This is a genomic window from Kitasatospora sp. NA04385 (assembly GCF_013364235.1).
GTDB lineage: Bacteria > Actinomycetota > Actinomycetes > Streptomycetales > Streptomycetaceae > Kitasatospora.
The window spans coordinates 5,044,746-5,058,442 of the sequence record NZ_CP054919.1; the positions used below are offsets into that span (position 1 = coordinate 5,044,746).

General features: G+C 74.5%; 11 protein-coding genes, 1 pseudogene and 1 riboswitch. Of the genes and pseudogenes, 8 read left to right on the top strand and 4 right to left on the bottom strand.

The annotated features are described in order from the left end of the window. Window positions 1-3: 3 nt before the first annotated feature. Window positions 4-1,323 carry a 3-phosphoshikimate 1-carboxyvinyltransferase gene (gene aroA / locus HUT16_RS22615; RefSeq protein WP_176189928.1) on the bottom strand — a complete coding sequence of 440 codons (1,320 nt, stop codon included), beginning with the start codon at window positions 1,321-1,323 and terminating at the stop codon, window positions 4-6. A 28-nt stretch (window positions 1,324-1,351) separates the two neighbouring features. Next, window positions 1,352-2,056, bottom strand: a complete 705-nt coding sequence (locus tag HUT16_RS22620; protein ID WP_176189929.1) for a M50 family metallopeptidase — start codon at window positions 2,054-2,056, stop codon at window positions 1,352-1,354. Window positions 2,057-2,190: 134 nt separating this feature from the next. Here HUT16_RS22620 and HUT16_RS22625 point away from each other — a divergent pair, with 134 nt between their 5' ends. The 8 genes and pseudogenes from HUT16_RS22625 (at window position 2,191) to def (ending at window position 9,715) form a co-directional block, all read left to right on the top strand. Then, the gene (locus tag HUT16_RS22625; RefSeq protein ID WP_176189930.1) at window positions 2,191-2,928 is read left to right on the top strand and encodes an SOS response-associated peptidase; all 738 of its coding nucleotides are present in this window, start codon (window positions 2,191-2,193) and stop codon (window positions 2,926-2,928) included. Between the two features lie 53 nt (window positions 2,929-2,981). Continuing rightward, window positions 2,982-3,606, top strand: a pseudogene (locus tag HUT16_RS22630) (alpha/beta family hydrolase). Window positions 3,607-3,926: 320 nt separating this feature from the next. Continuing rightward, entirely contained in the window at window positions 3,927-4,640 is a 714-nt protein-coding gene (locus tag HUT16_RS39305; RefSeq protein WP_100836424.1) for a sigma-70 family RNA polymerase sigma factor, read from the top strand. Continuing rightward, window positions 4,637-4,999 carry a mycothiol system anti-sigma-R factor gene (gene rsrA, locus HUT16_RS22640; protein WP_100836423.1) on the top strand — a complete coding sequence of 121 codons (363 nt, stop codon included), beginning with the start codon at window positions 4,637-4,639 and terminating at the stop codon, window positions 4,997-4,999. The genes HUT16_RS39305 and rsrA overlap by 4 nt, the downstream gene beginning before the upstream one ends. A gap of 225 nt (window positions 5,000-5,224) precedes the next feature. Next, entirely contained in the window at window positions 5,225-6,580 is a 1,356-nt protein-coding gene (locus HUT16_RS22645; RefSeq protein WP_254897941.1) for an HD-GYP domain-containing protein, read from the top strand. Next, window positions 6,577-7,998 carry an HD-GYP domain-containing protein gene (locus HUT16_RS22650; protein ID WP_254897942.1) on the top strand — a complete coding sequence of 474 codons (1,422 nt, stop codon included), beginning with the start codon at window positions 6,577-6,579 and terminating at the stop codon, window positions 7,996-7,998. Before HUT16_RS22645 ends, HUT16_RS22650 begins: the two co-directional genes overlap by 4 nt. A 22-nt stretch (window positions 7,999-8,020) precedes the next feature. Next, window positions 8,021-9,004, top strand: coding sequence for a hypothetical protein (locus HUT16_RS22655; protein ID WP_176189932.1), 984 nt, complete (start codon window positions 8,021-8,023; stop codon window positions 9,002-9,004). Between the two features lie 72 nt (window positions 9,005-9,076). Beyond that, window positions 9,077-9,715 (top strand): peptide deformylase, encoded by a 639-nt coding sequence (def, locus tag HUT16_RS22660; RefSeq protein ID WP_176189933.1) that lies wholly within the window; start codon window positions 9,077-9,079, stop codon window positions 9,713-9,715. Window positions 9,716-9,789: 74 nt separating this feature from the next. On the opposite strand, the gene HUT16_RS22665 is transcribed toward def, so the two are convergent. Together HUT16_RS22665 and HUT16_RS22670 are read right to left on the bottom strand one after the other, a co-directional pair. Beyond that, the gene (locus HUT16_RS22665; protein ID WP_176189934.1) at window positions 9,790-10,809 is read right to left on the bottom strand and encodes a ribonucleotide-diphosphate reductase subunit beta; all 1,020 of its coding nucleotides are present in this window, start codon (window positions 10,807-10,809) and stop codon (window positions 9,790-9,792) included. Then, window positions 10,809-13,223, bottom strand: a complete 2,415-nt coding sequence (locus HUT16_RS22670; protein WP_176189935.1) for a ribonucleoside-diphosphate reductase subunit alpha — start codon at window positions 13,221-13,223, stop codon at window positions 10,809-10,811. Before HUT16_RS22670 ends, HUT16_RS22665 begins: the two co-directional genes overlap by 1 nt. 175 nt (window positions 13,224-13,398) lie before the next feature. Beyond that, window positions 13,399-13,537, bottom strand: a riboswitch (cobalamin riboswitch). Between the last annotated feature and the right edge of the window lie 160 nt (window positions 13,538-13,697).

The window sequence follows — 13,697 nt, forward strand, 5'->3', positions numbered from 1 at the left end:
CCGTCAGCCCTGGCCGAGGAGGTCGGCCCACATCCGCGGGAAGTCCGGCAGCGTCTTGGCGGTGGTCGCCACGTCCTCCACCAGCACGCCGTCGACCACCAGGCCCAGGACGGCGGCGGCGGTGGCCAGCCGGTGGTCCTCGTAGGTGTGGAAGACGCCGCCGTGCAGCGGCCGGGGCCGGATCCGCAGGCCGTCCTCGGTCTCCGTGACGTCGCCGCCCAGGGCGTTGACCTCCTTGGCCAGCGCGGCCAGCCGGTCGGTCTCGTGCAGGCGCAGGTGCGAGATGCCGTACAGGTGCGACTCGGAGTCGGCCAGCGCCGCCACCGCGGCGATCACCGGGGTCAGTTCGCCGACGTCGTGCAGGTCCGCCTCGATGCCGTGCACCTTGCCGGTGCCGGTGAACTGCAGCCCGTCGTCCGTGAACGCGCAGGAGCCGCCCATCGCGGTGTAGATCTCGCGCAGTTGGTCGCCCGGCTGGTAGGTGTGCCGCGGCCAGTCCCGGACGGTCACCCGGCCGCCGGTGACCAGCGCCGCGGCGAAGAACGGGGCCGCGTTGGACAGGTCCGGCTCGACCACCAGGTCGCGGCCGATCAGCGCGCCCGGGGTGACCCGCCAGACGTCCTTCTCGCCGCCGTCCTCCGGCGCGTCGACCTGGCCGCCGGCCTTGCGGACCATGTCGACCGTCATCCGGATGTGCGGCAGCGAGGGCACCGGCCCGCCGGTGTTGCGGATCTCCACGCCGTGGTTGAACCGGGCGCCGGAGAGCAGCAGCGCCGAGACGAACTGCGAGGAGGACGAGGCGTCCACCTCCACCGCGCCGCCGTCCAGCGCGCCCGTGCCGTGCACGGTCAGCGGGAAGCCGCCCCGGCCGCCGTCCTCGATCCGGGCGCCCAGCGCGCGCAGCGCGTCGATCACGCCGTGCTGCGGGCGCTCGTGGCTGCGCGGGTCGCCGTCGAAGTGCACCGGGCCGTCCGCCAGGGTGGCCAGCGGCGGCAGGAAGCGCATCACCGTCCCGGCGTTGCCCACGTCCACCCGGGCCGGGCCGAGCAGCCGCTCGGCCGGGATGACCCGCCAGGCCTCGCCGCCGCCGGTCCCCCCGGACGCCGCGTTCACCGTCTCCTCGACCGTCACGCCCAGCGCCCGCAGGCCGTCCGCCATCAGCTGCGAGTCGCGGCTGCGCAGCGGGCGGCGCACCCAGCCCGGGCCGTCCGCGAGGGCGGCCAGCACCAGCGCGCGGTTGGTCGCGGACTTCGAGCCGGGGATGGTCACGGCCGCGTCCACGGCGGCGGTGGCGACGGGAGCGGGCCACAGGGAGTCGGTCATGGCGCCAAGTCTATGAGGCACCGCCCCGCTACCGGGGCAGCAGCCAGGCCGCCCCGAGCCCCAGGCAGGCCAGCGCCACCACCAGGAACAGCGCCACCCACAGCGCCCCCGGGACGCCCGTCAGCCGCGCCAGCTGGTCCGCGTCCGAGCCGGGCGCGCCGCCGCGCCGCCGGGTCACCCACAGCTCCAGCATCGGGCGCACCCCCGCCAGCAGCAGGAACCACACCCCCAGGTAGGCGAACGCCCCCTGCCATTCGGCCGTCCCGTACCAGGACACCGCGACGAACGCCCCGCCGGTCACCAGCACCGCCACCACCCCGAACAGGTTGCGCAGCGTCAGCAGCATCGCCGCCAGCAGCGCGATCCCGATCCACAGCAGCGCGGTGGTCCGCCCCGCCGCCAGCAGCGCCGCCCCGCCCAGGCCCAGCAGCGAGGGCGCCGGGTACCCGGCCGCGGCGGTCAGCACCATGCCCGGGCCGGTCGGCCTCCCCGAGGAGACGGTCAGCCCCGAGGTGTCCGAGTGCAGCCGGATGCCCGACAGCCGGCGCCGGGTCAGCAGCGCGGTCAGCCCGTGCCCGCCCTCGTGCGCGATCGTCACCACCGTGCGGGTCCACAGCCACACCGGGCGCACCGCCACCGCCAGGAGCGCCACCGCCGCGCTGCCCCACACCAGCCAGTGCGGCGGCTGCGGCTGCACGCCCGTCACCCGGTCCCACAGCTGCGCGAAGTCCATCGCCGCCGACCTCCGATCACCGTCGCCTCCCCTGCCCGGGGCGGGCAGCCTCCCACGGAAGGACGGCCCGCCGGTAGCCGCCGGTTCTCCCGGACGCCCCGTCCGGGCCGCCCGGCTCTGGCAAGCTGGACGCCATGTGCGGACGCTTCGCCTCCTCCACCGACCCCGCCGAACTGGTCGCCCTGTTCGGCGTCGAGCGGTGGGACCCGACCGAGACGATCGCCCCCAGCTGGAACGTCGCCCCCACCGCGCGGACCTACGCCGTCCTCGACCGGGCCCCGCGCGGGCAGCGCCGCCCCGTCCGCCAACTGCACGTGCTGCGCTGGGGCCTGGTGCCCGGCTGGGCGAGCAGCCCCGACGCCGCGGTCAAGATGATCAACGCCCGGGCGGAGACCGTCCACGAGAAGCCCGCCTACCGGCAGCCCTACGCCTCCCGGCGCTGCCTGATACCCGTCGACGGCTACTACGAGTGGCAGACCGCCCCCACCGACGACGTCTCCCGCCCGCCCCGCCGCCCCTACTTCGTGCACCGCGCCGACGGCGCGCCGCTCGCCCTCGCCGGGCTGTACGAGTTCTGGCGCGACCGCGGACGCCCCGGCGACCACCCCGACGCCTGGCTGGTCACCTGCACCATCGTCACCACCGCCGCCGAGCCGCTGCTCGCGCCCGTCCACGAGCGGATGCCGCTCTACCTGGGCCCCGACCGCTGGGACGCCTGGCTCGACCCGCACGCCGAGACCGCCGACCTCACCCCGCCGCCCCCCGGCGACCTGCGCATCCACGCCGTCCCCGACGAGGTCGGCAGCATCCGCAACGACCACCCCGGCCTGACCCGGCCGCGCACCGCGGACGACCTCACCACGCTGTTCTGAGGCCGCGCCGGTCCGCGCCGGTCCGGGGCCGGGCCTGCCCTACGCTCGGCGGCATGCAGCGGATCGTCGACACCCCCGCCGGGGACGCCCGGCTCCACTACCACCGCGCCGCCCGCCCGCACGCCGTGCTGCTGCTCGGCCACGGCGCGGGCGGCGGCGTCGAGGCCCCGACCTGCGGGCGCTCGCGGCCGCGCTGCCCGCCGCCGGGGTCACCGTGGTGCTGGCCGAGCAGCCCTGGCGGGTGGCCGGGCGCAGGCTCGCCCCCCCGGCCGCGCTCGACGCGGGCTGGCCCGCACAGTTCGCCGCCGCGGCCGAGGAGGGCCCGCCGGTGTACGCGGGCGGCCGCAGCGCGGGCGCCCGGTCGCCTGCCGGACCTCGGCCGCCCTCGGCGCCGCGGGCGTCCTCGCGCTGGCCTTCCCGCTGCACCCGCCGGGCCGGCCGGAGCGGAGCCGGGCGGACGAACTGCTCACCACCGGCCTGCCCGCCCTGGTGGTCCAGGGCGGCGCCGACACCTTCGGCACCCCGGCCGAGTTCCCCGCGCTGCCCGCCGGCCACCGCCTGGTGGAGGTCCCGCACGCCTCGCACGCCTTCAAGGTCCCCAAGCGGGCCCCGCTCACCCAGGAGGCCGCCCTGGCGCTGGTCACCGGCGCGGTCGCCGACTGGCTCCGGCGGCCCTGAGCCGGGCCGGCCGGGCGCGGCACGGGCCGTGAGCCGCGTCGCACGGCCGGACCCCGGGAATGTCCGGGCGGCGGACGGGGTTGCACGAGTCGTCAGAACATGCCCCCGGTGGAAAGGCAGCGTCCATGGGTTCGATCGCGTGCCGCGAGCGGCCGGAAGAGCGGGCCGCGCAGTCTGCGCTCCTGCCGGACTGGTCGGAGTGGGTTGTCGCGGGCGAGAAGCCGGTCAGCCCGATATCCTCGCTTGCGGGTCGGCCCGAGGTGGGCCGTGTGCGGGTTTCCGAGGAGGTGGGTCCGGTCGTCGGGACCGATGACGCGGCCGTGTCGGGCGCTGCTGGCGCCGACCAGGGCCGTCCGGAGGGCGAACAGCTCACCGGCGACGAACTGGCCGAGGCGATCGGCGAGGACACCTTCAGGGTGTCCGAGAACGAGAGCGAGGAGGCCAGGCGCGAGCGCTTCGAGCGCGACGCGCTCGGCTACCTGGACCCGATGTACTCGGCGGCGCTGCGGATGACCCGCAACCCGGCCGACGCGGAGGACCTGCTCCAGGAGGCGTTCGCCAAGGCGTACGCGTCGTTCCACCAGTTCCGCGAGGGCACCAACCTCAAGGCCTGGCTGTACCGCATCCTCACCAACACGTTCATCAACTCGTACCGCAAGAAGCAGCGCGAACCCCAGCGCACCGCGGCCGAGGAGATCGAGGACTGGCAGCTGGCGCGCGCCGAGTCGCACATGTCGACCGGCCTGCGGTCGGCCGAGGCGCAGGCGCTCGACCACCTGCCGGACAGCGACGTGAAGGACGCGCTCCAGGCCATCCCGGAGGAATTCCGGATCGCGGTGTACCTCGCGGACGTCGAGGGCTTTGCGTACAAGGAGATCGCGGACATCATGGGTACACCCATCGGTACGGTGATGTCCCGACTGCACCGTGGCCGCCGCCAGTTGCGCGGCATGCTGGAGGACTACGCCCGCGAGCGGGGGCTGGTCCCGGCCGGTACCGGTGCAGGGCAGGAAGCGAAGGGCGCGGGCTCATGAGCTGCGGAGATCCGCACGAGACCGAGTGCGGCGAGGTGCTCGACCACCTCTACGAGTTCCTCGACAACGAGATGGCCGAGGGCGACTGCGCCAAGCTGCGGGTGCACTTCGACGAGTGCTCGCCGTGCTTGGAGAAGTACGGCCTGGAGCAGGCCATCAAGGCGCTGATCAAGCGCTCCTGCGGGTGCGACGACACCCCGACCGACCTGCGGGCCAAGGTGCTGGCCCGGATCGACTCGATCCGCACCCAGCGCTCCGGCGAGGTGGACACCTCGGTGATCGAGGTGTCCTCGGTGAGCGTCGAGGTCACGGTCGACGGAACGGCCGGTCACGGCTCCGCGGTCGCGACCGCGGAGTAGCGCTCACTCGATCGGGTGAGCTGTCGCTGCTCCGGCTGCGGCGATGCGCGATCGTGCGCCGCGTCCGTCCGGGCGGGCCCTATTCTCTGACGAGTCCTCACGTCGGAGGGCCCGTGACGGGCGGGGGAGGCCGAGATCGCCAGTTCCAGCGGACGCGAGCACCGCGCCGCCCTGCCGGGGCGGGCCGCGGGCTACCTGACCGTCGTCCTGGCGGCCGCGTTCGCGGTGCTGCTGCCGCTGGCGGTGGCCGGGCCCGAGTTGGAGTGGCCCCGGATCGGCCTGCTCGCCCTGCTGCACCTGTGCCTGGAGTCGCTGGCCCAGGGCGCCCGCACCCCGTGCGCGCGGGTCTGGCGCCGGCTGCGCGGCCGGCCCGCCGAGGAGACCCCCGCCGACCCGCGCGGCAGCGGCTTCTTCCCGGTGCTGTTCGCGGGCGTGCTGATGCTGCCGCCCGCCGCCGCCGCGCTGGTCGCCCTGCCGGGGGCGCTGCTCGGGCCCGCCGTGCACCCGCGCGGGCTGCGCCGGGTGTGGAACGGCGCCCAGTTGGCGCTGGCCGCGGCCGCCGCCGCCGAGGTGTTCCGGCTGCTGGGCGGGACGCGACTGCTGCTCGGCACCCGCTTCCCCGGGGCCGCGCTCGGCGCGCTGGCCGCGATCCTGACGTTCTGCCTGGTCAACGGCGTCCTGGTGGCCGGCATGGTCCGGCTGACCTGCGGCTCCTCGGGCCCCGGCGCGCTGCGCGCCGTCCGCCGGGCCGCGCCCGCCGCACTGCTGCACGGCGCGGGCGGCCTGATGATCGCGGTGCTGTGGCAGGGCCCGTACGGGGCGTTCGCCGCGGTGCTCGGGCTGCTGCCGCTGACCATCACCGCCTGGCTGTCCGCGCAGGGCCACCGCGAGCGGGCCGCGCACCGGGCCACCGTGCAGGCGCTGGTGCAGGCCGTGGAGATCAAGGACGCGTACACCCGCGGCCACAGCGAACGGGTCGGCCGGGCCTCGGTGCTGATCGCCCGCCAGCTCGGGCTGGCCGAGGAGCGGGTGCGCACCCTGCACTTCGCCGGGACGCTGCACGACGTCGGCAAGCTCGCGGTGGCCACCGAACTGCTGCGCCGCAACGGGCCGCTGACCGACGCCGAGCGGCGCGCGGTGGAGGTGCACCCGGTGTTCGGGCACGAGCTGGTGCGGCAGCTGGACTTCCTCGGCGAGGGCCGCGACGGCATCCTGCACCACCACGAGCGGATGGACGGCCGCGGCTACCCGTACGGGCTGGCGGGGGAGCGGATCCCCGAGTTCGCCCGGATCATCTCGGTCGCCGACGCCTTCGACTCGATGACCTCCACCCGCTCCTACCGGCGCGGCCGGCCCGTCCCGGAGGCGGTCGCCGAGCTGGAGCGGTGCGCGGGCAGCCAGTTCGACCCGGTCATGGTCACGGCGCTGGTCGAGGCCGTCACCGAGCACGGCTGGCAGCCCGAACCGCCGCCGCCCGGCGGCTGGGACGGCGAGGTGCCGGACATCCCGCTGGGCGTGCCCGAGCCGGCCCGGCTGCCGCAACAGTCCGGCACCGGCCTGCCGACCGGGGGAGCGGCGTGAGGACCCGCCGCCGCCCGGTCCCGGCCGACCTGCTGCTCGCCGCGGCCGTCGCGCTCGGCGCCGCCGCCGTCCTGCACGCCCTGGTCGACGGCGTCGCCCAGGGCGGCGTGGCGCTGGCCTTCGCCGGGCTGGTCGCGCTCGGCCAGTGCGCCGGGCCACCGCTGCCCGGCGACCGCGAGCCCGCCCCCGTCGCCACCGCCGTCGCGCTCGCGTACGCGCTGCTCGGGCCGCTGCACGGGCTGCCCACCACGCACGGGGTGCTACAGGTCGCCGCCGTCACCCTGGCGGGCACCCTGGCCGGGCTGGGCGTCCAGTTCGCCGGGCACCGCCTGCTGGCGGCCGTCCGGCACCGGCCGACCGTGCCGCTCCCCGGGCCGGACGCCGCCGCCCGCCGGCTGGTCACCGTCGCGTTCGCCGCGCTGCTGTTCCAGCCGCTGTACAACTCCGGCGTCACCGACCGGATGCCCGGGCCCGCGTACGGCGCGCTGCTGGCGGGCGTGGCCGCGCTGGCCGGGCTGGGCGACGCGGTGCTGGCCGCCGCCCAGCAGGGCTCCCGCACCGGGCTGCGGTACGCCGCCGCGCTGGACGACCAACTGCACGCGCTGCTCGGCATCGGCTCCGCGCAGGTCGCCACCGGGCTGCTGCTGAGCCTGCTCGCCGGGGAGGCCGGGCTGTGGGCGCTGCCGGTGTTCTGCCTGCCGCTGCTGCTCGCCCAGGCCTCCTTCCGGCGGGCCGCCGCGGTGCGGGCCACCACCGGGCAGACCATCGAGACGCTGGCCCGGGCCACCGAGATCGCCGGGTACACCACCCCGGGGCACGCCCGCCGGGTCGCCGACACGGCGTGCGCGCTGGGGCGCGAACTCGGGCTCGGCAGCCGGGAGCTGACGCTGCTGGAGTACGCCGCGCTGATGCACGACATCGGGCAGCTGTCGCTGGTCGAGCCCGTCCCGGGCGGCGCCACGGCGCTGCTGGCCGACGGCGAGCAGCAGCGGATCGCCCGGCTCGGCAGCGAGGTGATCCAGCGCACCGGGGTGCCCCGGCAGGTGTGGCAGCAGGTCGCCCGGCTGGCCGACCCGTGCCGCCTGGCCGACGGCCGGCACGACCCCACCCTGCCGCTGGCCTCCCGGATCATCCGGGTCGCCAACGCCCACGACGACCTGCGCACCGCCGCCGCCGACCGCCCCCGCGCGGGCCTGCTCGACCCGGTGGAGCACCTGCGGCTGGACGCCGGGCACGGCTACGACCCGGTGGTGCTGGACGCGCTGGCCCGGCTGGCCGCCGCGGCCACCGCGCCGCCCGCGGTCCGGACGGGCGCTGCCGCCCGGCGGCCTGAATGGCCGCGCGGGGCGCGCGGCCGGGGGCGGGCGTGGTTGGATGCGGTCGTGGCGGGAAGACCCGGAGGCGGGGCGACCCGGTGACGACCGACGGCAAGGGACCAACGTGAGGATCTTCCACCGCGCACGGCACCGTCCGTCGGCGACCTGGCGGCAGACCACCGACCGTGCGTTCACCCTGATCGGCGACGGCCGCTACGAGGACGCCGGGGCGCTGCTGGTGATGGCCGCGGACCTGGAGCCGTGGCTGTCCGACTCCTGGTTCAACCTGGCCCTGCTGCACAAGTTCCGCCGGGACTGGGAGCAGGCCCGCTCGGCCGGCCTGCGCGCCGTCGCGCTGCTCGACCGCCAGCACGGCGCCCCGGACTGGTGGAACCTGGGCATCACCGCCACCGCCCTGCAGGACTGGCCGCTGGCCCGCCGCGCCTGGCAGGCGTACGGGCTGCGGCTGCCCGGCGGGCCCGCCCTGGACGGGCCGATCGAGCTCGACCTGGGCACCACCCCGGTGCGGCTGTCCCCGGACGGCGAGTCCGAGGTGGTGTGGGGCCGCCGGCTCGACCCGGCCCGGATCGAGGTGCTGTCCATCCCGCTGCCGTCCTCCGGCCGCCGCTGGGGCGAGGTGGTGCTGCACGACGGCGCCCCGCACGGCGAGCGGGTCGCCGAGGGCGTCGCCTACCCGGTCTTCGACGAGATCGAGCTGTGGGCGCCGTCCCCCGTGCCGACCTGGGTGGTGCTGCTGCAGGCCGCCACCGCCGCCGACCGGGACGCGCTGGAGCGCACCGTCGCCGACGCCGGGTACGCCGCCGAGGACTGGACGTCCTCGGTGCGGCTGCTGTGCCGCACCTGCTCGGAGTCCCGGATGGCCATCGACGACGGCCACACCGCCCACCACGACCCGCACGACGACGGCGACCCGCTGCACCCCGGCCACCTCAGCCACCTCAGCCAGGGCGCGGCCGGCGGCCCCTGGCAGGTCGAGCGCGAGTGCGGGATCGCCGCGCCCGCCGGCCTGGTCCGGGCGCTGCTGGAGCGCTGGGCCGCGGCCTCCCCGGCCACCCGCGCCTACCGGGACCTCGAAGAGGTCTGCTGACCCCCGGCCGCCCCGCGCCCCGTACCCTGGACCGGTACACCAGGCGGATGCGGACGAAAGCGGAACCGAGCGATGGCCGAGCAGCACGACCACGAGCACGACCACGGACACGACCACGCGCACGAGGACACCGAGCCCCAGCGGGTGGTCGGCGAGGAGCCGGACCTGTCCAGGGGCACCGCGCGTCCGATCACCGTGGTCGGCAACCCGGTGCTGCACCGCGAGGTGCGGACCGTCACCGCCTTCGACGGCGAGCTGTCCGCGCTGATCGACGACATGTTCCAGTCGATGTACGCGGCGGAGGGCGTCGGCCTGGCCGCCAACCAGATCGGCGTCGACCTGAAGGTCTTCGTCTACGACTGCCCCGACGACGAGGGCGTCCGGCACGTCGGCCACGTGGTCAACCCGGTCCTGGAGGAGCTGCCGGCCGGCCGCCGCGTCCTGGACGACGGCCAGGAGGGCTGCCTGTCCGTCCCCACCGCCTACCAGGAGCTGGCCCGCCCCGACCACGCGGCCGTCACCGGCCAGGACAAGGACGGCAACCCCGTCCGGGTCGAGGGCACCGGCTTCTTCGCCCGCTGCCTCCAGCACGAGACCGACCACCTGTACGGGTACCTGTACATCGACCGGCTCTCCAAGCGCGACCGCAAGGACGCGCTGCGGCAGATGGCCGACGGCACCCCCAAGTACGCGACCGTCCCGAACGACTGACGGTCCGGCCGTAGCGCGCGAAGGGCCGCACCCCCGCGGGGGTGCGGCCCTTCGCCCTGCGGCCCGGAAGCGGCCTAGAAGTCGTCGTCGAAGGAGACCGAGCCCTCGACGGCGATCTGGTAGGCGGAGACCCGGCGCTCGAAGAAGTTGGTCAGCTCCTGGACGTTCTGCAGCTCCATGAAGCCGAACGGGTTGGTGGAGCCGTACCGGATCGGCAGACCGAGGCGGGCCAGGCGCTGGTCGGCGACGGCCTGGAGGTACTCGCGCATCGAGTCGGTGTTCATGCCGGGCAGGCCCTCGCCGCACAGGTCGCGGGCGAACTGGAGCTCGGCCTCGACGGCCTCCTCCAGCATCTCGGTGACCTGCTGGGCCATCTTGTCGTCGAAGAGGTCGGGCTCCTCCTCGCGGACGGTGTCGACCACCGAGAACGCGAAGTCCATGTGCATCGACTCGTCGCGGAACACCCAGTTGGTGCCGGTGGCCAGGCCGTGCAGCAGGCCGCGGCTGCGGAACCAGTACACGTAGGCGAAGGCGCCGTAGAAGAACAGGCCCTCGACGCAGGCCGCGAAGCAGATCAGGTTGAGCAGGAAGGCCCGGCGGTCCTCCTTGGTCTGCAGCGAGTCGAGGTGGTCGACCGCGTTCATGTATGTGAAGCAGAACTGGGCCTTCTGCGCGATGGAGGGGATGTTCTCCACCGCGGCGAAGGCGGCGTTGCGGTCCTCCGGGTCGGGCAGGTAGGTGTCCAGCAGCGTCAGGTAGAACTGGACGTGCACGGCCTCCTCGAACAGCTGCCGCGACAGGTAGAGCCGGGCCTCGGGGGAGTTGATGTGCTTGTAGAGGCTCAGCACCACGTTGTTGGCGACGATCGAGTCACCGGTGGCGAAGAACGCGACCAGCCGGCCGATCATGTGCCGCTCGCCCTCGGAGAGCTTGGCGAGGTCGGCGACGTCGGAGTGCAGGTCCACCTCCTCCACGGTCCAGGTGTTCTTGATCGCGTCCCGGTACCGGTCGTAGAACGACGGGTAGCGCATCGGACGGAGCGTCAGCTCGAAGCCCGGGTCGAGCAGCATCTTCTTCTGGTCTTCGGTGCTCATTACTGGCAGGCCTCGCAGGACTCGGGGTTCTCCAGCGAGCAGGCGATGGCGTCCTGCTCGGCCTGGGAGAGGGCGGGGGTCTGCACCGGGACGGGGGCGGCGGTGCGGGCGGCTCCGGACGCGGCCTGGGCGATCCGGGTCGCCGGGCGGGAGCGCAGGTAGTAGGTGGTCTTCAGACCGACCTTCCACGCGTAGGAGTACATCGAGGAGAGCTTGCCGATGGTCGGCGCGGCCATGAACAGGTTCAGCGACTGGCTCTGGTCGATGTACGGCTGGCGGGCGGCGGCCAGGTCGATCAGCGCGCGCTGCGGCAGCTCCCACGCGGTGCGGTACAGCGAACGGACCTCCTGCGGCAGCCAGTTGAACTCCTGGATGGAGCCGTTGGCGTCGCGCAGCGCGTCCCGGGTCTGCTGGTCCCAGACGCCGAGCTCCTTGAGCTCGCGCACCAGGTACGGGTTGACCTGGAGGAACTCGCCGGAGAGGGTCTCGCGCTTGAACAGGTTGGAGACCTGCGGCTCGATGCACTCGTAGACGCCGGCGATGGACGCGATGGTCGCGGTCGGGGCGATGGCGAGCAGCAGCGAGTTGCGCAGGCCCACCTCGGCGATCCGGGCGCGCAGCGCGTCCCAGCGCCCGGTCCACTGCGGGGTGGCCGCACCGAAGTGGTCGACGTGCAGCTGGCCGCGGGCGGCGCGGGTCTCGCCGTACGCCTCGTGCCGGCCGAACTTCTCGGCCAGGTCGGCGGAGCGCTCGTACGCGGTGAGCATGATGCGCTCGGCGATCAGGGTGGAGAGGGCGACCGCCTCGGCGGAGTCGAAGTCGATCCGCAGCTGGAAGAAGACGTCCTGCAGGCCCATCACGCCCAGGCCGACCGGGCGCCAGCGGGAGTTGGACGTCCCGGCCTCGGTGGTCGGGTAGAAGTTGATGTCGATCACGCGGTCGAGGAAGGTCACCGCGGTGCGGACGGTGGCGTCCAGGCGGTCCCAGTCCATCGCGTTCAGCAGGTCGGCGGCGGTGGCGCCGGGGGCGACGTGCGCGCCCAGGTTGACCGAGCCGAGGTTGCAGACCGCGGTCTCCGAGTCGTCGGTGACCTCCAGGATCTCGGTGCACAGGTTCGAGGAGTGCACCGTGCGGCCCGGCAGCGCGGTCTGGTTGGCGGCCCGGTTGGAGGCATCCTTGAAGGTCATCCAGCCGTTGCCGGTCTGCGCCAGGGTGCGCATCATCCGGGCGTACAGGGTCTGCGCGGGGATGGTGCGCACGGCCTTGCCCGCCAGTTCGGCCTTGACGTACGCGGCGTCGAACTCGGCGCCCCACAGGTCGACCAGCTCCGGCACGTCCGCCGGGGAGAACAGCGACCAGTCGGCGTTGGCGTTGACCCGGCGCATGAACTCGTCCGGGATCCAGTGCGCCAGGTTCAGGTTGTGGGTGCGCCGGGCCTCCTCGCCGGTGTTGTCGCGGAGCTCCAGGAACTCCTCGATGTCGGCGTGCCAGGTCTCCAGGTACACGCAGGCCGCGCCCTTGCGCCGGCCGCCCTGGTTGACCGCCGCCACGGAGGAGTCCAGGGTGCGCAGGAACGGCACGATGCCGTTGGACTGGCCGTTGGTGCCGCGGATCAGCGAGCCGCGCGAGCGGATCCGCGAGTAGGACAGGCCGATGCCGCCGGCGTGCTTGGACAGCCGGGCGATCTGCGCGTACCGGTTGTAGATCGAGTCCAGGTTGTCCAGCGGCGAGTCCAGCAGGTAGCAGGAGGACATCTGCGGGTGCCGGGTGCCGGAGTTGAACAGCGTCGGGGAGCTGGTCAGGTACTCCAGGCGGCTCATCAGGGTGTACAGCTCGGCGACCTCGCGCACCGACTCCTCGGAGGTTCCCACCGCCAGGCCCGCCGCCACGCGGAGCAGGAAGTGCTGCGGGGTCTCGACCACCTTGCGGGTGATCGGGTGGCGCAGCAGGTAGCGGGACTGCACGGTGCGCAGGCCGAAGTACTCGAAGCGGTCGTCGCCGGCCTCGTCGATCAGCGAGTCGAACAGGTCGGCGTGCTCGGCCACGAACGCGGCGGTGGCGTTGCCGATCAGGCCCTCGGCGTGGCCCACGGCCACCGAGGAGGAGAACGAGGTGACGTGCTGGGTGGCGGCCTCGTCGCGGATCTCCAGCGCCAGCAGGCGGGCGGCCAGCTTCGAGTACTGCGGGTCCTCGGCGATCATCGACGCGGCGGCCTCCACGGCCAGCCCGCGCAGCTCGGCGAAGTCCGAACCGGCGTGGCGGCCGCGCAGCGCGGCGGCGGCGACGTGGCCGGGGTCCACCTGGGGGAGGTCGGTGCTGCGGTCGGTGAGCAGCCGGAGCAGCGCCGCACCGGGATCGGTGAAGGCGTCGGCGGATCCCTGGGACGGCAGGGTGACTGAGGCGGCGACGGTCAAGGCGCACTCTCTCCTGTGGCGGCGGCGGACGTGGCTCTACGGGTGTCCGGCACCGCACGCGGCCAGGGGAGGGCAGCACGAAGGAACGAGAACGCGTTCCGGCGCGCCGAAGACCACCCCCGGTCCGCCCGCGAGACCGGACGGCAAAGCTGTGCTGCATGGCGTCTGCGGGGATGCCGTGTCGCACACCGTCGGCAGGTCCTCGGACTCCGCGGGCGTCGCTACAGCCCGCTCACCGTTGCGGGGCAGTCCCGGATTCTCACCGGATTCCCCTGCGTCGACAGCGAGAGTGAGCATACATGTAGTGGCGGCTGGAGCTGGAAGCACCAGATGTAGTAGCGCGTGTCGCGTCGGCGGCGCCGCGCGTAGACAACGAAAACCGCCCGCCGGAGCCCGACCCGGGCCCCGGCGAAGTCCGGTCGGAGCCCGGTCGAAGTCCGGTCGGAGCCCGGCGGCGGCATCGTCGGCAGGCGA